The organism is Hyphomicrobiales bacterium (assembly GCA_016125495.1).
In the GTDB taxonomy this organism is placed as follows: domain Bacteria; phylum Pseudomonadota; class Alphaproteobacteria; order Rhizobiales; family RI-29; genus RI-29.
The window spans coordinates 1-19,004 of the sequence record WGLQ01000006.1 but is presented as its reverse complement, the minus strand read 5'-3'; the positions used below and the strand labels follow the sequence as shown (position 1 = coordinate 19,004).

Genomic DNA, 19,004 nt, shown 5'->3' with positions numbered 1-19,004 from the left:
GGGCACGTATTGGGCGACCTTCAGCGTTCTTGAGGAGATGAGGATGCGCATTCCACCTGGCCTCGGCCCGTTCCATATCATCGGCATCGGTGGCATTGGCATGAGCGCCATCGCCGAGATCCTGATGGAGCTGGGCTATACGGTCCAGGGCAGCGACCAGCGCGACGGCGCCAACATCAAGCGGCTGCGCGAGCGTGGCGCGCGCGTGTTCGTCGGCCATGACCCGGTCAATCTGATCGGGGCGCGCTATGTCGTCATTTCGAGCGCCGTCAAGCCCGGCAACCCGGAGCTCGAGGCGGCGCGGGCGCGCGGCATCCCGATCATCCGCCGTGCCGAGATGCTCGCCGAGCTGATGCGCTTCCATTCGACCGTCGCCGTCACCGGCACGCACGGCAAGACCACGACCACCTCGATGATCGCTCACCTGTTCGACGTCGGCGGGCTCGATGCCACCGCCATGTCGGGTGGCATCATCAACGACTGGGGCAGCAACGCCCGTCACGGCAAGGGTGAATGGATGGTGGTCGAAGCCGACGAGTCGGACGGCACCTTCATCGCGCTGCCGACGCAGATCGGCGTCGTCACCAACATCGATCCCGAGCACCTCGACTACTACGGCAGCGTCGAGGCGATGCAACTCGCCTTCAAGACGTTCTTCAACAACATCCCGTTCTATGGAACCTGTGTCGCCGGCATCGACCATCCCGTGGTCCGCCGCCTCGTCGAGGAACTCGGGCGCGAGAAGCGTCGCCGGGTGCTGACCTATGGCGAGGCGGACGATTCCGATCTGCGCATCGCCGGCATGGCCCAGCAGGGCGCGATGATGCGCTTCGACGCCGAATTGAGTGACCGTACGACCGGTGGCGCGCGCCGCCTCGGCGACCTGATGATCCCCGTGCCGGGGCGCCACAACGTGCTCAATGCGCTGGCTGCGATCGCGGTCGCCTCCGAGGTCGGCATTCCCGACGCGCGCATCCGCGAAGGGCTCGCGAGCTTCGGCGGCGTCAAGCGACGCTTCACGCCGACCGGCACCTGGAACGGGGTCTCGTTCTACGACGACTATGCGCACCATCCCGTGGAGATCGCGGCGGTGCTGAGCGCGGCACGCCGGGCGACCTCCGGCCGCGTCATCGCCATCATGCAGCCGCACCGCTTCTCCCGTCTGAATGATCTCTTCGAGGAGTTCTGCGGCTGCTTTGGCGATGCGGACGCCGTGCTGGTCGCCCCGGTCTATGCCGCCGGCGAGGAGCCGATCCCCGGGCGCGATCACCGCACGCTCGCCCACGCCATCAAGGCACGCGGCGGGTGCGATGCCATCGCGGTCGAGAGCGAGCGGGAGCTGGCGCCGATCCTCGTGCGCTATGCCAAGCCCGGCGACCTCGTGATCGGCATCGGCGCGGGCACCGTGACGGATTGGTCCCACGGCCTGCCGACGGAGCTTGCCGCGATGCGCCGCGCCGCTGGTGGCGCCGCCTGAGCGGGAGCCGGACCATGGCGGATCTCGTCGAGCGCATTCGTGCCGATGTCCCGGGATTGCGGGGCCGTCTCGTCGCCGGTGCCTCGATTGCCGATATGACGTGGTTTCGGGTGGGTGGCCCGGTCGAGGCGCTCTTCACGCCCGCCGACGAGGCCGATCTGGCCGCCCTCCTCGCGGGTCTCGACCCGGCCACACCGGTCACGGTGATCGGGCTGTCCTCCAATCTGCTGATCCGCGACGGCGGCGTTTCCGGCGTCGTGGTGCGTCTCGCGCGGGGCTTTTCGGACGTCGCGATAGAGCCGGCGAGCCGCTTGCGGGCCGGGGCCGCGGTGCCGGACGTCAAGGTCGCGCGTGCCGCCGCCGAGGCGGGCATCGCTGGGCTCTCGTTCTACCGGGGCATCCCGGGCTCGATCGGCGGCGCCATCCGCATGAACGCTGGTGCCCATGGCTCCGAGACCAAGGACGTTCTGGTGGAGGCCCGCGCCGTTGGCCGCGATGGGCGGATCGTCACCTTGAGCAACGCCGACCTCGGCTACACCTACCGCCATTGCGCCGCCCCCGAGGAACTCATCTTCACCGAGGCACTCTTTGCTGGCCGGCCCGGCGATCCCGCCGAGATCGAGGCGGCCAACGAGGAGGTCGCCGCCTACCGCGAGGAGCATCAGCCGACGCGCGAGCGCACGGGGGGCTCCACGTTCAAGAATCCACCGGGCGAGAGTGCCTGGAAACTGATCGACGCGGCCGGCTGCCGTGGCCTCGTGATCGGCGGCGCGATGGTCTCGCAAAAGCACTGCAACTTCCTGATCAATACGGGTGGGGCCAGCGCCGAGGACATCGAGCGGCTCGGCGAGACGGTGCGCGCGCGCGTTCTGGCGGCGAGCGGCATCACCCTCGAATGGGAGATCAAGCGCATCGGCAACGCCCTGCCGGGCCACGCCACCGGCGAGGCCCTGGCGGGTTAGGGTGGCCGTTCGCGTCACTCCCTGGCAGCACCGCCCCGGCGCCTCCGCCATCCCGCCACCACTGGAATCGGCTATCCTCGCAACTTCATGCCCGAAGCTGGAGGAGCCACCCCGATGCCCGAACGCAAATACAACCACGTCGCAGTGCTGCTCGGCGGCTGGTCGGCCGAGCGCGAGGTGAGCCTTGCTTCGGGGGCATGCTGCGCGGCGGCGCTGCGCGAGGCCGGCTACGAGGTCACCGAGGTGGACGTCGACCGCGATATCGTTGCAACGCTCCAGGCGCTGAAGCCGGACGTCTGCTTCAATATCCTCCATGGTCACTTCGGCGAGGACGGCGGCATGCAGGCCATCCTCGAGATGCTGGAGATCCCCTACACCCACTCGGGCGTGCTCGCCTCCGCCCTCGCCATGGACAAGGAGCGCGCCAAGATCGTCATGAAGGCGGTCGGCGTGCCGGTCGCCGAGAGCCGTGTCGTGGACATGTCCCGCCTTGCGGCCGGCGAGGAGTCGATCGCCCGCCCCTTCGTCTTGAAGCCGGTCGCCGAGGGCTCGAGCGTCGGCGTCTTCCTCGTGCGCGAGGATTCCAATTTCAATCCGGACGTCATCCTCGCCGACTCCAAGCTGCGCCGCTACCGCTGGATGGCCGAGCGCTATGTGCCGGGGCTCGAATTGACCTGCGCCGTCATGGGCGAAACCCCTCTCGGGGTGACGGAGATTCTGCCGGCCGAGAACCTCGCGTTCTACGATTACGAGGCCAAGTATGCCGCCGGAGGCTCCCGCCATGTCATTCCGGCGCGAATTTCACCGGATATTTACCGTTCCATTGAGAGACTGTCGTTAGCGGCCCATCAGGCACTCGGATGCCGCGGCGTCTCGCGTTCGGATTTCCGCCTCGACGAGCGTGCCGACGGATCGTTCGAGCTGATCTGCCTCGAAGTGAACACGCAGCCGGGCATGACCGCGACCTCGCTGGTCCCCGAGCAGGCGGCGCACAAGGGCATGCCGCTCGCCGAGTTGGTGCATTGGATGGTGGAGGACGCGAGTTGCAACCGCTGAGCAGGCATCGTGAGCCGCATTTTTCCGGTGGTGACATCGGCGGCTCGCGCATGCCTGCGGTCGATGCGACCGGCGACCTGCCCCGCGTCGTACGGCGAGCCGCCCAAGAGGCCCGCCGCGGGCGCAATCGCGGCCAGAGGGCGCTCGGGCGCTGGGCGGCGGGCCTTCGCCGGCTGGCCGCATTCGCCGTGATCGCCGTCATGCTCGCCGTCCCGGCGGCGGCGGCACTTGCCTGGCAGGGCCGCCTTCCGACCGGTCTCGCCGACCTCGCCATGCTCGCCGATCGCCTCGGCGTCGCCCTCGATCTCGACATCTCACATGTCGCCGTCGTAGGTCATCGTCACACGAGTGACGGGGAAATTTATTCTGCCCTGGGGCTCGATGAGCGTGCCACGTTCCTCGGCTTTTCCGGGGTGGCGGCGCGTGAACGCCTCGCTCGGCTCGCCTGGGTCGAGAGCACGCGGCTGGTCTACATCCTGCCCGATACCCTGATGGTCGAAGTCACCGAGCGCACACCGGGCCTCGTCTGGCAGAACCGCGGCATGCTCTTTCTCGTCGACGGCGCCGGCCACATCCTCGAGCCGGTTGCCCCGACCGCCTTCACGCAGTTGCCTCTCATCGTCGGCGAGGGCGCGCCCGAGGCTGCCCGCGACCTCTTCGATGTGATCGCGGCGCATGGCGCGCTCGCCGATGAGGTGCGCGCCTATGTTCGCGTTGCCGAGCGCCGCTGGACGCTCGAGTTGCGCGACGGTCGCAGCATCCATCTGCCGGCTGCCCGTGACGACATCGCGGGCGGCGAGCGGGCGATGCTCGCGGCCTCGCTCGCCACTGCCCGCCGTCTTCTGGACGATCCCCGGCTCGAGGGCGGTGTTTCCGAGATCGATCTCCGCGTGCCGGACGAGCCGCTGCTGCTCGTCGGACGCCGCGTGAGCGAGGCGACCGGCAGCGTGCGCCGGGGTGGCTGAAGCCATCGGTTCCGAGGCGAGCGCGTGTCGTTTCGCCCGTATGTACGAGAGGAGTGGAATATCGTGCTGAGTGCGTTCGACAAACGACGGGGCGCGGAGCGTATCGTGACCGTGCTCGACATCGGATCCTCCAAGGTCTGCTGCATGATCGCGGCTCTGGCGCCCTGGGCAGGCAGCAACCACGCCATCGGCAAACCGCTGAAGGCGCGACTCCTGGCCGTGGCGACCAAGCAGGCCCGCGGCATCAAGTCCGGCGTGATCGTCGACATGAACGATGCCGAGGAGGCGGTCCGCGCCGTGATCGGCCGGGCCGAGCAGATGGCGGGCGTCACCGTCGAGGACGTCGTCGTTTCGGTCTCGTGCGGGCGCTTGCGCAGCACCAATTTCACGGCCCGCCGCCGCTTGCCGGGCGAGCGTGTGACGGATGGCGACATCGACCACCTGCTGCAAACCGCCCGTCGCTTCGCCGAGAAGGACGAGCGCGTCGCCCTCCATCTCGGCGCGCTCTCCTATCAGGTGGACGGCACCCCCGGCATCGTCGATCCGCGCGGGCGCCCGGCCTCGGAACTCGCCGCCGAAGTGCACGTCGTGACCGCCGAGGGCTCCCCACTCGATGCCATCGTCGGCCTGCTCGATCGTTGTCACCTCGACATCGAGGGGCTGGTTCCGACGCCCTATGCAAGCGCCCTCGCCGTACTCAGCGCCGAGGAAGCGAGGCTCGGCGTCGCCTGCATCGACATGGGTGGCGGCACCACGACGCTCTCGATCTTCGCCGAGGGCCAATTCGTCTACACCGACGCGGTCGCGCTCGGCGGGCATCACGTCACATACGATATCGCGCGCCAGCTCTCTGCGCCGCTTGCCGAGGCCGAGCGAATCAAGACGCTTTATGGCACAATCATCGGGGCGGCTTCGGACGCCCACGAGGTCATCTCCTATCCGCTCGTCGGCCAGGACGAGGATGCCGGGTTGCACCAGGTCACGCGCGCCGACATTCGGGAGATCATCCAGGGACGGGTTCACGAGACCCTGGAACTCGTCGCAAGGCGGCTCGAGGGGAGTGGCTTTGCCGAGTTCGCCGGGGACCGCATCGTGCTGACGGGGGGAGCCAGCCAGTTGACGGGGGTAGGGGCGTATGCGGCGCAGGTGTTCGCCAGACCGGTCCGCATCGGTCGGCCGCAACCGTTCGCCGGCCTGCCCGAGAACGTCCGCGCGCCGGGCTTTTCGACCGTCGTCGGCTTGTTGCACGCGCGCGCCATGCCGCGGGGCATCGGCGTTGCCGGCGAGGGCCAGGGCACACGCACGCCGCGAGGCTACCTCGGGCGCGTCGGGCAATGGTTCAAGGAGAGCTTCTGGGACGAGGAGCCGAGTTTGGCTCGCGGAGCTTGAAGGGACTTGGCGCCGTGTCGGGCGCCGGGCGGTGATACCGCCTCGTGACGGCGTTGGTTGGGTTGCGTTGCGGGGAACGATGGCGGTCGCCGTCGCTCCCGAGGCAAACCGTGCATCGGAGTTCGCTCCGGCGCACCGTCGAGGAGGGTGGGATCGGCATGGGCATCAGGCTTTCGCTTCCCAATATCACTGAGCTCAAGCCACGGATCTGCGTGATCGGTGTCGGTGGCGCCGGCGGCAACGCGATCAACAACATGATTGCGGCTGGCGTCACGGGTGTCGACTTCATCGTCGCCAACACGGATGCCCAGGCGCTGGCCATGTCGAGCGCGGACATCGTCGTCCAGCTTGGCACCAACCTCACCGAGGGGCTCGGCGCCGGCGCACGCCCCGAGATCGGAGAGAGCGCGGCCGAGGAGGCAATCGACGAGATCCGCTCGCACATTTCGGGCTGCCACATGGTGTTCGTCGCCGCCGGCATGGGTGGCGGCACCGGCACGGGCGCAGCGCCGGTGGTGGCGCGCGCGGCGCACGAGATGGGCATCTTGACGGTCGGTGTGGTCACCAAGCCGTTCCACTTCGAGGGCAATCGGCGCATGCGCGTCGCCGAGGCCGGCATCGCCGAACTCGGCAAGCAGGTCGACACCCTCATCGTCATCCCAAACCAGAACCTCTTTCGCATCGCCAACGAGAAGACGACCTTCGCCGAGGCCTTCGTGATGGCCGACCAGGTGCTGCACTCCGGCATCGCCTGCATCACCGATCTCATCGTGCGCGAGGGCCTGATCAACCTCGATTTCGCCGACGTCCGGGCCATCATGCTCAACATGGGCACAGCCATGATGGGGACCGGCGAAGCGGCTGGCGAGCGCCGTGCCCTCGAGGCAGCCGAACTCGCGATCGCCAATCCGCTGCTCGACGAGATCACGATGAAGGGGGCCAAGGGCCTGCTCGTCAGCATCACCGGCTCGACGGCCATGACGCTCTATGAGGTCGACGAGGCAGCGAGCCGCGTGCGTGAGGAAGTCGACCCGGAGGCCAACATCATCGTCGGTGCCACGTTCGACGACTCGCTCGGCGAAAAGATTCGCGTCTCGATCGTCGCATCGGGTCTCGCATCGAAGTCGCAGGCCGTCCGTCCGCCACAACCCGAGATGCCGCGCGGCGCGGTCGCCTCCCCTCATGCCGCTTCCGCGGTTGCCGCGGGGCAGACCGCGTCGACGCCTTCGCCTCAGGCGAAACCCGCTCCGACCGTTGCGCAGACGAGCGCTACCCAAGCGCAGCCGGCGAACCCGCCCGCCGCCGCATCGGCCCCGCCGCAGCCACAGCGGCCGAATGCGCCGGCCGCCGACCGTCCGTCATCGCCGCTCGCTGGCGCCCCCGCCGGGGCCCCGGCAGGCCAAGCCCCGCGACAGGCCATGGTGGTCGAGGACGACGTCACGATCGAACTCGGGCCACCGCGCAGCATCGCGTCCACCTACGCGCGTCCGGCCGCCGGTGGCGAGCGCCAGCCCGAGCCTCGCCCCGAGAGCGCCACGCCAACCTCCACGACCGGCACCCAGGGCGGTGCGTTCCGGCCCCAGGCACCGGCCGAGATCCGCTCCGCTCCGTCCCGCATGCCGGATCTCGAGGCGTTCCCGGCTCACGCCCAACGCGAGTATCGGGCCAAATCCGAGGGTCAGCAGCCCGAGGCCCCGGTGCAGCGCAAACGCGCCAGCCTGTTCGAGCGCCTGACCGGTCGCGGCGATGGCGACAGCGAGCCCGTCGAATCGCGCGCGCCCGTGGCGCCGGGACAGCCTCAAGGAAGTGGCCATTCCGCAACACACAACGCGTCACCGAACGCCGCGCCTCACTCGTCCACTCCCAATCACCAGCGGGAGGCGACCGGACGGCCTGCGGCTAAGGATACGGAAATACCGTCTTTTTTCCGCCGGCAGGGCGGTGGCGGGAACAGTTGAGGCGAACCGCCGCGTTAAAGGTAACAGTCCGTAACAAGGCGTGATTTGGTGACACTCGGCGACGCACGCTAATGTCACGTTGTCATCCGAACCGGATCCACTCCAACTGTGGATATCCTGTGCAGAAGTAACCGGGCGAATGGCGACATGGGGTGACCTAGGGCGCTGCGAACCAGCAGCGCCGGGTCTGCAGGGGGACGACCTGACATGCCGCATACGGCCAGAGGGTTCATCGGCTCGAGCCAGACCACATTGACGCGCGAGATCGTGCTGTCGGGCAATGGCGTGCACAGCGGCGCGCCGGTCAGCATGGTTCTCCATCCGGCGGAAGCCGACGTCGGAATTCGCTTCGTGGCGCTGCGTGAAGGCCGGATCGTCGCGGACATTCCTGCCGACTTCTCCCAGGTCTGCAACGCCACCCTCTGTACCGTCATCGGTCATCCTGACACCGCAGTCATCGCGACGGTCGAACACCTCCTCGCCGCCCTTCGTGGCCTCAGCGTCGACAACGTCGTTATCGAGGTCGACAGCGGCGAAATTCCGATCATGGATGGCAGCTCTTCCGCATTCGTCGCCGCGATCGACGAGGTCGGCGTGGCCGAGCTGGACGCTCCCCGCAAGTTCATCAAGGTCTTGAAGCCGATCCGTGTCGAGGAAGGCGATTGCTGGGGCGAACTCGCACCGCATACGGGCTTCCATCTCGACGTCGAGATCGACTTCGAAACACCGCTCATCGGCCGCCAGCGCCGCCATCTCGAACTCAATCCGGGCGCCTTCCGGGCTGAGCTGTCCCGGGCCCGCACCTTCGGTTTCATGAAGGACGTCGAGGGCTTGTGGCGCAAAAATCTGGCTCTCGGCGCTTCCCTCGACAACACCGTCGCGCTCGGTGACGACCGCATCCTGAACCCGGAAGGACTGCGCTATTCGGACGAGTTCGTCCGTCACAAGATGCTGGACGCAGTCGGCGATCTGGCCCTCGCTGGTGCCCCGCTGCTTTGTGCCTATCGCTCCTATCGGGGTGGACATCGCCTGAACACCAACATGCTCAAGGCGCTCTTTGCCGACCGCGACGCTTGGACCATGGTACATGCGCCCCGTCGCCGTGACGTCGCTCGCGCAGGGCACCAGGTTGGCGCGATGGCGGCCAATTTTGCAGCCGATCGCAGCTGAGCGTAGGCGGTCGACTGTCGGGTCGATGACCCGTTGCCCGTTCGGTTGGTTGATCGCTGGTCAGGGTAATTCGGTGTTGGTGCGATCGCTCATGCTTGCGATCCAACCCCGTAATTCGCGCGGATGTCGTTCCGACTGATTGGCGCGGCGTGTCGACTGTCCTGAACACCTCCTGCGTTTCATCGAACACACTTGCCGCGACCGCTGCGACCCAATTCGAGCGTGCGTGACGGCCGGCTTCGACCACAAAACACCACAGTCCTCGTGCAAGAGCGTGACTTGGCGCGTTCCTGCTGGACAAGCCGTTGGCTTTGAACGAGTTTCCAGTGGCGAGCGGGCGCGCCGTCTTGACACTGCCGTGGGTCATCGGGCACCGATCGAAGCGGCATGGCTCGCGTGGCGAGTCGGGAACGTCGGCTCGGGTTGGGGGACACGATGAGGCACAGCTGGCGTAAGGCAATGACTCCCCTTGCGCTTTGCGCGGCGCTCACGAGTGCCGGTTGCTCCATGTTCGGTGGCGACGAAGCCGCTGCGCCGGGCATTGTCGAGCCGGCCGGCGCTATCTATTCCGATGCCGACCGCATGCTCGGCTCGGGCAGCTACGAAGCTGCTGCTAAGCGTTTCGAGGACGTGGACCGCGATCATCCCTACGCGGCCGAGGCCCGCCGCGCGCTCGTCATGGCGGCCTATTCCTATTTCCGGGCGGAGCTTTACGACGAGGCGATCTCTTCCGCCAAGCGCTACACCACGCTGCATCCTGGCACCAGCGATGCCGCGCTCGCCCACCACATCATCGCCTCCTCCTACTTCCGCCAGATCAACGATCCGGCGCGTGACCAGAGCAAGACCAAGCTCGCGCTCGAGGAACTGCAGACGCTGGTTCGGCGCTATCCCGACAGCAAGTATGCCGAGGAAGCCCAGAATCGCATCCGGATCACGCAGGACGTGCTCGCGGCATCGGAAATGAACGTCGGGCGCTTCTATCTGAAGAAGCAACAGTATGAAGGCGCGATCAGCCGCTTCCGTACGGTCGTCACGGACTACCAGACCACCGCACACGTCGAGGAGGCGCTCTACCGACTGACGGAGGCCTATCTCGCGCTCGGGATCGTGAACGAGGCGCAGACGGCCGCAGCCGTGCTCGGCCACAACTTCCCCGAGAGCAAGTGGTACCGCGACGCCTATGCCTTGCTCGGCAACGAGGGCTATCAGCCGAACGAGAGTTCGGGCTCCTGGATCAGCCGCGCTTGGTCGAGCACCATCGCGGCGATCAATCCCTTCTGACGTTTCAGAGTGTGCTGATCTGTCGCCGCGCCGTTCCTCGCATCTGCAGGGTTTTGTCTGCGCTATGAGGGCGCCGTTTGCGGCGACGTCCTGGACAGCAGGTTCGTTTCGCCTTAGGCCGGCGGCGAAACCACGGCGCGCCCCGACCGCCCGCGCCATCCCGATGAACCTGCCCGCTCACCCCGGCCCGCGAGCACGGCCATGATCACGAAGCCGAAGCGCCCACCACTCACCGCCACCCTCGCCGTCGGCGAACTGACATCGCGCCAGGCCGAGCGTGAGCTTGCCCGGCTCGCCGCCGAGATCGCCGAGCACGACCGGCGCTACCATGGAGACGACGATCCGGTCATTTCCGACGCCGAATATGACGCGCTGCGCCGGCGGAACGATGAGATCGAGGCGCGGTTCCCCGATCTCGTGCGCGGTGACTCCCCGGCCGGCGCGGTCGGCGCCGCGCCCGCCACCGGCTTTGCCAAGGTCCGCCATTCGGTTGCCATGCTCTCGCTCGCCAACGCCTTCAGCGACGAGGACGTCGCCGAATTCGCCGAGCGCATCCGCCGGTTTTTGTCCCTGCCGGAAGGCGAATGCCCGGCGCTGACCGCCGAGCCCAAGATCGACGGACTTTCCATCTCCCTGCGTTACGAGGAAGGTGAGCTGGTCAGCGCCGCGACGCGCGGGGATGGCCAGGTCGGCGAGAACGTGACGGCGAACGTCCGCACGATTGCCTCCGTCCCCGCGCGCATATCGGGTGGCGGGCTGCCGGCCGTCATCGAGGTGCGCGGCGAGGTCTACATGGATCGCGCCGATTTCACATCCCTCAACGAGCGTCTGGCGGGGGAGGGCAAGAAGTTGTTCGCGAATCCGCGCAACGCGGCTGCCGGCTCGCTGCGCCAGAAGAACCCGGCCGTCACCGCCGGGCGGCCGCTTTCGTTCTTCGCCTACACCTGGGGCGAGGCGAGTGCCTTGCCGGGAGAAACGCAGAGCGCGGTCGTCGCCGCGTTTTCCTCCTGGGGATTTCCCACCAACCCGCTCATGCGCAGATGCAACTCCGTTGCCGAGGCGCTTGAAGCCTACCGGCAGGTGGAGGCGATGCGCGCCACGCTCTCCTACGACATCGACGGCATGGTCTACAAGGTCGACCGGCTCGATCTCCAGGAGCGCCTCGGCTTCGTCTCGCGCGCCCCCCGCTGGGCGATCGCGCACAAGTTCTCCGCCGAACGCGCAACGACGATCCTTCGCGACATCGAGATTCAGGTTGGTCGTACCGGCGCGCTGACGCCTGTGGCCAAGCTCGAACCCGTGACCGTCGGTGGCGTCGTCGTCCAGAACGCGACGTTGCACAACGAGGACGAGATCGCGAGGAAGGACGTGCGCATCGGTGACACGGTCGTCGTCCAGCGCGCGGGTGACGTCATTCCTCAGATCGTCGAAGTCGTCATGGCGCATCGCCCTGCCGGCGCCCGCCCGTTTTCCTTCCCGACAGTGTGCCCCGCCTGCGGTAGCCACGCGGTGCGCGAGGTGAACCAGCGCACCGGCAAGGTGGATGCGGTACGGCGCTGCACAGGCGGTCTCGTCTGCCCGGCCCAGGCCGTCGAGCGCCTCAAGCATTTCGTCTCCCGCGACGCCTTCGATATCGAGGGACTGGGCGACAAACAGGTGACCGCCTTCCACGAGGAGGGCTTGATCGCGCAACCAGCCGATATATTCACCCTCGCCGGGCGCGACGCCGCCATGTCGCCGCGTCTCGCCGAGCGCGACGGCTGGGGCGCGACGTCCGCGCGAAACCTCTTTGCCGCCATCGAGGCGCGGCGCGACATCGCGCTCGATCGCTTCATCTATGCCCTCGGCGTGCGTCATGTCGGCGAGACGACGGCGCGCGTGCTCGCCCGCAGTTATGTCACCATCGAGGCCTTCATCGAAGCCATGCGCGCCACGACCGACCGCGAGGGGGCGGCCTATGGCGAACTGGACAGCATCGACGGCATCGGCGAGGTGGCCTGCGAGGCACTCGCCGAATTCTTTGCCGAGCCCCACAACGTCAAGGCCGTCGACGACCTCCTCGCCGAGATCAGGGTGGCGCCCTTTTTTGCCCCCGACACCGCTGGTTCGCCCGTCGCCGGCCTGACGGTGGTCTTCACCGGCACGCTCGAGCGCCTCGGACGCGCCGAGGCCAAGGCCCAGGCCGAGCGGCTCGGCGCCAAGGTGGCCGGCTCGGTCTCCGGCAAGACGGACATCGTGATCGCCGGGGCGGCGGCCGGCTCCAAATTGAAGAAGGCCGCCGAACTCGGTGTGCGCGTCATGAGCGAGGAGGAATGGTTGGCCTTGATCGGGTCGCCGTGATAAGCGGCCGACGGTGGCGCCGCTGCCGCGCCCCGTCCCCCTCTGCTCCCGTCCCTTTTTCGATCACGGATCTCATCGACGATGACCGGCACGTCGCGTGACGAATTCCTCCTTGGCGTTCGCGATCAGCTGCCGGTGCTGGCCGCGGCCGCGCCGATCGGGCTGCTCTTTGGCGCGCTCGCCGTCCAGAAGGGGCTAACGCCGCTCGAAACGGTACTCATGAGCGCCATCGTCTTTGCTGGTAGCGCCCAGTTCGTCGCCATCGAAATCTGGCGCGAGCCTGCTCCCTGGCTGACGCTCGCGGCAACCGCGCTGGTCATCAACCTGCGCCATGTCATGATGGGGGCGTCGCTCGCGCGCTCCCTCGGCCGCTTCGGGCCGCGTGCCCGTTGGTCGGGGTTGTTCCTGCTGACCGACGAAACCTGGGCGCTGGCCGAGCGAAGGGCGCGCCTCGCGCCCCTGACGACCGCCTACTATTTCGGGCTCGCCCTCTCGCTCTACGTCAACTGGAACGTCTTCACGCTGATCGGGGCGCTCGTCGGCAACCTGCTGTCCGACCCGGCGCGCTTCGGTTTCGACTTCGCCTTCGCCGCGCTCTTCATCGGCCTCATCGTCGGCTTCTGGAAGGGGCGCGAAACGGGGCTGGTCGTGCTCGCTTCAGCGCTCGCGGCCATCGTCGTCGAGCACCACGTCGAGGGCACCTGGTACATCATCGCGGGCGCGGCTGCCGGCATGAGCGTTGCCGCGCTGCTCGCCTGGCGGGTCTCCACCGCGTCACCGGCGGCCAACGCGACGCCGATCGAGGAGGACGGACCGTGACCGTCACGCCGGACTCTCTGCTCGCGATCCTCGCCATGGGCCTTGCCACCTACGCGACGCGCAGCGCCGGCGTATTGCTGCTCAGTCGCATTCGCCCGGGTCGCGTGCTGCAGGCTGCTCTCGACGCCCTGCCGGTCGCCATTCTGACCTCCGTCATCGCGCCGAGCATTGCGAGTGCGGGCCCGGCGACCTGGCTGGCGGCCCTGGCGACCGCGATCGCGGGCTTTCGGCTCCCGCTCTTTGCGACGTTCGCCGTCGGCATCGTCTCGGTGGTCGTGCTGCGCCGCCTGCTCGGAGCCTGAGGAGGCGGCCGGCCGATGGGCGCGCCCGTCGCGCGCGCCAGGCCGCCCACCTTACCACCGGCTCAGGAGGCCAGCAGCACCAGCCCGCGAATGCGGTCCCGCCGGCTGGCGAGGGCACCCGTTGCCCGAGTCAGTTCGTCGAGATCGGTCACACCCTCGCGCGTCACCACGACGATGTCGTCGACCAGATCGGCCAGCATGTGCAGCGAGGCATCGACCCCGGGAACACCACCATCAATGACGATGAGGTCGCAATCCTGCTCGAGGCTGGAGAGCGCCTTGCCGAGGCCCATGAGGGTGAGGCGCTGCGTGAACTTGCGGTCACCGGACTGGGCCGCGACGAACCAGATGCCGTTCTCCTCGTCATGGAACCGGGCATTGGCGGCCTCGACGGCGCCTGCCGACAATTCGGCAAGACCCGTCGGCGCGCCCGGCATCAGGATGCGGCTCATGTAGCGGCGCACGGGATCGCCGTCGACCAGCACGACGCGCTCGTTCTCACGGGCCGCCGACAGCGCCAGGTTGAGCGCCACGGTTGACTTGCCCTGCTCGGGCCCTGCGGCCGTCACCAGCACCTTGCGGGCCCCCTTCGCCCCGGGGTTCATTTGCACGAGCTGGGTGCGCAGCTGAGCGAAAGCGCGCGACTGCGCATTATCGCCGCCGCGTTCCACGACCGCCGGCATGTGGTCCGGGATCGGACCGTTGACGCCCGCCACACCTGCCGGGGCGCCGGGTACGCCGAGGTCGACCATGCCCGGCACGACGCTGAGCAGCGGCAGGTCCATCGCCCGCACGAGGCGCTTGGGCGAACGCACCGTGCGATCGGCATACTCGCGGATGAGTGCCAGCACGGCCCCGAGCCCGAGCCCGACGAACAGCGCGCCCCCGAGCAGCATCGCCAGGGAGGCACCGGAGCGCTCGCTCGGCGGCACGGCCGGCGAGATGATGCGCGTCAGCGAGGTGTCGAGACCCTGCTGCTCGCTGATCTCGCGGGCCCGCACGAGGAACGTCTGATAGACCTGACGGGCCGCGGCCGCCTCGCGCTCCAGTTCGCGCATCTGAACCATCGCCCCGCTGGTCTCGACGGCGCGATCCGTCAGCCGGTCGAGGTCGGCCTGCAGGCGTTTGGCATCGGCGTTGGCGCGCTCCAGTTCGAGCGCGGCCGTGCGCTCGATGCGGCCGAGTTCGGCGGCGAGTTCGCGCTTGAGATCGGCGACCTCCGCATTGGCGGCTGCCATGCGCGGATGGCCGGAGCGCAGTTGCGATGCGAGGGCGACCGCGCTCTGGTTCGCGGCCGCGAGCCTCGCGCGGAGCTGGCGGATCGTTGCCGATTGCACGGCCTCCGCGATCGCGTCGGCGCTGGCACCGGTCTGCTTGAGCAACCGGACCTGATCGTAGCGGCTCTGGGCGCGGGCGGCGGCGGTGCGGGCCTGGGTCAGCTGGGTATTGGCTTCCGAGAGCTGCTGTTCGCCGACCAACCGTCCGCCGACGCCGACGATGTTGTTCTCGGCCTTGAAGGCCTCGATCTTGTCTTCGGCGATCTGCACGCTGCGGCGCAGTTCATCGAGCCGCGCCTCGAGCGCCGCCGACGTGCGCCGCGCCATGTCGCCATGGCTCGCGAACTCGGACTGCAGATAGACCGCCGCGATGGCATTGGCGATCCGGGCCGCCTTGTCGGGTGAGCTGGCGCGCACCGTGAGGTCGATCACGAACGAGCCGACGACGCGCTGCGTGCGCACCGACTGGCGCAGGATGCGCAGCGCCTTGACGGCCGGGTCCGTCGGCTTGCTCGAGCCGCCGAGGAGTCCCTTGACGGCCTGCTTGATGCTGGCGAGCAGGCCCGGTTCGCGCGCGCCGAAATCGCTGTCCTCGGCCAGCCCTTCGCGCAGCACCACCTGGGTCAGCACGGGATCGGAGATCATGACGCGCTTCTGGCTCTCGACGATCGCGCCGTTCGACTCCGATGTCGCGCTGCGTGGCGTCACTTCGTTTTCGACCACCTGCAGACCGCGCGGATCGATCAGCACGCTCGCTGTCGCATCGAAGCGCGGTGGCACGGCGAGATAAACGGCGAGCGCGACCAGTCCGAGGATGCCAGCGAGCGCCACCATCCAGAGCTTGCGCCGCCAGAGCGTCGCCAGCAGCGCCATGATGTCCGGCGTGATGGGCTCGATTTCGAAGCCGTCGGCCCGCCGCGCGCCGGCGATCGCAAGGCCCGCGTCCGAGCCGTCGTGACGATACTGATACATGAGACACCCGTTCCCGCTGTGAGCGCGTGGTGATAGCCGCGCCGCTCGCCCCTTCGGTTTCTGGCCGTCCGGAGCGCTGTCCGCGGCCATTCACTGGGCATCAACGCAAGAAGTGGGCCGGATCGACGCTGGGTTGCGGGTGGCTGTTGGCGGGGGAACGCGATGCGCGCAGATGGTAAAGACCGGTGCTTGCCGTAGGCCCGAACGAGCGAAAGCAGGCCGAGCCGGGTGCGCTCGACCTTCCTTCATCGGTACGCGGAACGACGCTTCAGCGGGCCGCCAGCCCCGCGCCGACTACTGGTGCGCCGTCCGTCTAAGCGGCCGCCATGGCACGATGCTGGCGCGCATGGCGGCGCACGAGGCGCAGCACGTAGACCATCGAGATGAGGTGGGCGAGGCACACCACCATCGCCGCACCGATCACGCCGAGCGTCATGATAGCGGGATAGATCAGCACCAGCGCCGCCGCGGAACTCAGCGCGAAGGCGTGGAATGTGCCGCGCGTCTGCTCGATCGTGCGCAGGTAATAGACCCACATCTCGCGCACGAAGACGATGGCGTAGGCGAGCGACCACACCCAGAGGATGGGCGCGAACTGTGCGTATTCCGGCCCGAAGAGGGTGCCGAGCCAGAAGTGGGCCGGTGCCGCCACGAGGATGATGAGCCCGAACGTCGGAATGCCGAGGATGAACATCTGGCGCGTCAGGAAGCGGCCGAGCCCCTCGACACCGCCCTCACTGTAGGCATCGGACGCGCCGCGCGGCACGAAGTTCTCGAGCGCCAGCATGATGAAATGCGTGACCCCGAGAAGGTACTGGCCGGCTCTGAGGCCCCCGACCGCCGCATCGCCGAGCGTTCCCCCGACGATCAGCCAGACCAACTGCTCCTGGCCCATCGCCACGACCACCATCAGCACGAGCCAGCTCGCGATCGGCCAGTGGCGATCGACGACGGCGCGCAGCAGTTTGAGACGCACCCGGCTCGCCAGCAGCCCCGCATAGGTGGTGAGCGTCGCCAGCACCCCGGTGCCCCCGAGGATGACCAGCAGGACCTCTGCGCTCGGGGTCACCTCGAATGCGAGCAGACCGGCAACGAACAGGGCAAAGAGGCCGTAACGGGCCACGTCCACCGCGAGCGCCCCGCGTGAGCGGCGGCGCGCAAAGAGGATTCGGCGCGCCACCGTGTGCACGACGTGGCCGAAGGTGACGGCAAAGGCCGATCCCATGAGCAGCCAGTCGAGAGAGCCGTCGCGCGCAAAGAGCATCGTCGCCTTGACGAACGCCACGGCCAGGCCACCGGCGACCGCCGATGCGATGCCGAGCACGGCGACGGCTGCGAAGTAGGACCCGGAGCGCCGCGCACGTCGGCCGGCGAGCGTCATCATGGGCGCGCAGAAGATGTATTCGACGAACACGGCCGCGAGCGCCGCCAGCATCAAGGTCAGGGTGAACTGGCCGAAGGAGGCAACGCCAAGGAGCCGCGCCGCGACGATGCCGATGGCGAAATTGGCGGCGCTGACCAGGAACTGGTCGGCGACCGACCAGGCCATCGAGCGGTTGTGCACGGAGCCGAGGACCCGCGAGACGAGTGCGACCACGCCCTGGATGTGCTGCGTGGCGGGAATCGAGGAGGCAGCGGTCATGGCCAGGGTCCGATTGTATCGCTCTGGGGCGTGTTTTTGACTGGTAGCCGTCGCATTTCGGGCCGGATCGCACGCAACGGAGCCGATCCGGACTGATCGCATCGACCTTGCAAGGACCGAGCCGGGTTACCATCGTCCCGGGTCGCGACTGGCCAGTGCATCAGCGTCCTTAAGGAACCCTTACCCTCGGGGCGACGCGTGATCCTTGTCGCGACACCGACGCACTCGCGCATGGCCACTCACGCCTTGCGCGGATCGTGCCGAACGGCCATGTTGCGGCATCCGAGTGGCGCGCGCGGGCCCGAGGCGGTTGATCGCCGCGGCCCCCGACACCGGGCGCGTCACATTCGGCTTGAGTTTGCCGGTAGGGCGCGCTACCCGAGACCCTCCCGGAGAGGTGGCCGAGTGGTCGAAGGCGCTCCCCTGCTAAGGGAGTATACGCCAAAAGCGTATCGTGGGTTCGAATCCCATCCTCTCCGCCAGATTACCATTGATACAATTGCATAATTTCGCTGTTTACTCTGGCCGCGCCAACACCGGTCGCGGACTGGGGCGGCTATTCGCGAACTGTTGCGGCCATGTCGCGGGTGCTCACGGCGCCAAAGCGCGGATGAAGCACGTTGTAGCTGGCCGCGGCAGCGCTTGTCTCACGTGAACCTATCGATCTATGCGGTGCTGTTGCACGAAAGACTGATCTTCGCACTCGGCCCCGCTCGCACCGAGATCGCCGGGTGGGTCTCCGATCGAAACACCGAGCGGCCTCACTGCGTGCTCGGCTACGGGACACCGGCTGCGTTCGGGACGACACTGGGGCCCACCTTGACCGCCGCACCGGGGCAGTCTGCTGCGGTTTGCGAGGCCTCCGCAGCCCGGCCCATACGAACCATTCAGACGACAGCGTATCAGCCAGGAGGACTCTGTCCACGGCAGGATGAAGGTTCTGGGGCAGGTCAACCCCAGAGAAGTCGGGGCGGTTCACCCTAGAGAAAGCGCAAATCCGAACACGTCACGTCCCTTAGAAATCGAGCAAATCCGAGGACGAGGCAATTGCCACGGCGTGTGTGACATTCGATGCGTTCAATTTGTGAAGAGTGGAGCGAATGTGCGATCGCACGGTCGTCAAGGCGACGTTCATTTTATCGGCGGCCCCGGAGGCCGTGAGACCTCGACCGATCCATGTCAACACCTCGCGCTCCTTGTCGGAAAGAACGCGCTCGGGGCCGGTCAGGATGGGTTGTGGCTTGGCGAGTTGCTGGCGTCGGTCCAGCAGCCGGACATAGCGGTCCATCGCGAAGGTGAGGACGGTGTGCACGGCGGGGAGCTTCTCGTCGAGAACGCGCCCCAGTTCGTCGGCCTCCTGCTTCCAGAAGAGGACGATGAGGGTCGAATAG

14 protein-coding genes and 1 tRNA gene are annotated in these 19,004 nt (G+C 67.7%); 12 read left to right on the top strand and 3 right to left on the bottom strand.

Annotated elements, in window-relative coordinates; genetic code table 11:
* Nucleotides 1-43 precede the first annotated feature (43 nt).
* The 11 genes from GC150_05180 (at nucleotide 44) to GC150_05130 (ending at nucleotide 13,722) form a co-directional block, all read left to right on the top strand.
* Entirely contained in the window at nucleotides 44-1,477 is a 1,434-nt protein-coding gene (locus tag GC150_05180; protein ID MBI1384282.1) for a UDP-N-acetylmuramate--L-alanine ligase, read from the top strand.
* 14 nt (nucleotides 1,478-1,491) lie between these two features.
* Nucleotides 1,492-2,439 (top strand): UDP-N-acetylmuramate dehydrogenase, encoded by a 948-nt coding sequence (gene murB / locus GC150_05175; protein ID MBI1384281.1) that lies wholly within the window; start codon nucleotides 1,492-1,494, stop codon nucleotides 2,437-2,439.
* Nucleotides 2,440-2,553: 114 nt separating this feature from the next.
* A complete protein-coding gene (locus tag GC150_05170; GenBank protein ID MBI1384280.1) occupies nucleotides 2,554-3,495 on the top strand; it encodes a D-alanine--D-alanine ligase in 942 nt (313 codons plus the stop codon).
* Nucleotides 3,483-4,460 (top strand): FtsQ-type POTRA domain-containing protein, encoded by a 978-nt coding sequence (locus GC150_05165; GenBank protein MBI1384279.1) that lies wholly within the window; start codon nucleotides 3,483-3,485, stop codon nucleotides 4,458-4,460. Before GC150_05170 ends, GC150_05165 begins: the two co-directional genes overlap by 13 nt.
* Nucleotides 4,461-4,523: 63 nt before the next feature.
* The gene (gene ftsA / locus GC150_05160) at nucleotides 4,524-5,849 is read left to right on the top strand and encodes a cell division protein FtsA (GenBank protein ID MBI1384278.1); all 1,326 of its coding nucleotides are present in this window, start codon (nucleotides 4,524-4,526) and stop codon (nucleotides 5,847-5,849) included.
* Nucleotides 5,850-6,007: 158 nt separating this feature from the next.
* A complete protein-coding gene (gene ftsZ / locus GC150_05155) occupies nucleotides 6,008-7,807 on the top strand; it encodes a cell division protein FtsZ (GenBank protein MBI1384277.1) in 1,800 nt (599 codons plus the stop codon).
* Nucleotides 7,808-8,014: 207 nt separating this feature from the next.
* A complete protein-coding gene (locus tag GC150_05150) occupies nucleotides 8,015-8,977 on the top strand; it encodes a UDP-3-O-acyl-N-acetylglucosamine deacetylase (GenBank protein ID MBI1384276.1) in 963 nt (320 codons plus the stop codon).
* Nucleotides 8,978-9,412: 435 nt separating this feature from the next.
* A complete protein-coding gene (gene bamD, locus GC150_05145) occupies nucleotides 9,413-10,261 on the top strand; it encodes an outer membrane protein assembly factor BamD (GenBank protein MBI1384275.1) in 849 nt (282 codons plus the stop codon).
* 201 nt (nucleotides 10,262-10,462) lie between these two features.
* The gene (gene ligA / locus GC150_05140) at nucleotides 10,463-12,601 is read left to right on the top strand and encodes an NAD-dependent DNA ligase LigA (protein MBI1384274.1); all 2,139 of its coding nucleotides are present in this window, start codon (nucleotides 10,463-10,465) and stop codon (nucleotides 12,599-12,601) included.
* A gap of 81 nt (nucleotides 12,602-12,682) precedes the next feature.
* Nucleotides 12,683-13,420 (top strand): branched-chain amino acid ABC transporter permease, encoded by a 738-nt coding sequence (locus tag GC150_05135; protein ID MBI1384273.1) that lies wholly within the window; start codon nucleotides 12,683-12,685, stop codon nucleotides 13,418-13,420.
* Nucleotides 13,417-13,722 carry a hypothetical protein gene (locus GC150_05130; GenBank protein MBI1384272.1) on the top strand — a complete coding sequence of 102 codons (306 nt, stop codon included), beginning with the start codon at nucleotides 13,417-13,419 and terminating at the stop codon, nucleotides 13,720-13,722. The genes GC150_05135 and GC150_05130 overlap by 4 nt, the downstream gene beginning before the upstream one ends.
* Before the next feature lie 62 nt (nucleotides 13,723-13,784).
* Here the strand turns inward: GC150_05130 and GC150_05125 are convergent, their stop codons facing one another.
* Both GC150_05125 and GC150_05120 read right to left on the bottom strand, forming a co-directional pair.
* On the bottom strand, nucleotides 13,785-16,061 hold the full coding sequence (locus tag GC150_05125) for a hypothetical protein (GenBank protein MBI1384271.1): 2,277 nt from the start codon (nucleotides 16,059-16,061) through the stop codon (nucleotides 13,785-13,787).
* A 223-nt stretch (nucleotides 16,062-16,284) separates the two neighbouring features.
* Entirely contained in the window at nucleotides 16,285-17,613 is a 1,329-nt protein-coding gene (locus GC150_05120; GenBank protein ID MBI1384270.1) for a hypothetical protein, read from the bottom strand.
* A 391-nt stretch (nucleotides 17,614-18,004) separates the two neighbouring features.
* On the opposite strand from GC150_05120, the gene GC150_05115 reads away from it, so the two are divergent.
* Nucleotides 18,005-18,095 (top strand) — tRNA-Ser (locus tag GC150_05115).
* Nucleotides 18,096-18,628: 533 nt separating this feature from the next.
* On the opposite strand, the gene GC150_05110 is transcribed toward GC150_05115, so the two are convergent.
* Nucleotides 18,629-19,004 (bottom strand): hypothetical protein (locus tag GC150_05110; GenBank protein ID MBI1384269.1); only part of this gene is annotated, 376 nt, incomplete at its 5' end.

Bases quoted from the DNA above. Each gene is read 5' to 3' on its own strand.
- GC150_05180 (MBI1384282.1), top strand. From the start codon at position 44: ATGCGCATTCCACCTGGCCTCGGCCCGTTCCATATCATCGGCATCGGT.
- murB (MBI1384281.1), top strand. From the start codon at position 1,492: ATGGCGGATCTCGTCGAGCGCATTCGTGCCGATGTCCCGGGATTGCGG.
- GC150_05170 (MBI1384280.1), top strand. From the start codon at position 2,554: ATGCCCGAACGCAAATACAACCACGTCGCAGTGCTGCTCGGCGGCTGG.
- ftsZ (MBI1384277.1), top strand. From the start codon at position 6,008: ATGGGCATCAGGCTTTCGCTTCCCAATATCACTGAGCTCAAGCCACGG.
- GC150_05150 (MBI1384276.1), top strand. From the start codon at position 8,015: ATGCCGCATACGGCCAGAGGGTTCATCGGCTCGAGCCAGACCACATTG.
- bamD (MBI1384275.1), top strand. From the start codon at position 9,413: ATGAGGCACAGCTGGCGTAAGGCAATGACTCCCCTTGCGCTTTGCGCG.
- ligA (MBI1384274.1), top strand. From the start codon at position 10,463: ATGATCACGAAGCCGAAGCGCCCACCACTCACCGCCACCCTCGCCGTC.
- GC150_05135 (MBI1384273.1), top strand. From the start codon at position 12,683: ATGACCGGCACGTCGCGTGACGAATTCCTCCTTGGCGTTCGCGATCAG.
- GC150_05125 (MBI1384271.1), bottom strand. From the start codon at position 16,061: ATGGCCGCGGACAGCGCTCCGGACGGCCAGAAACCGAAGGGGCGAGCG.
- GC150_05120 (MBI1384270.1), bottom strand. From the start codon at position 17,613: ATGACCGCTGCCTCCTCGATTCCCGCCACGCAGCACATCCAGGGCGTG.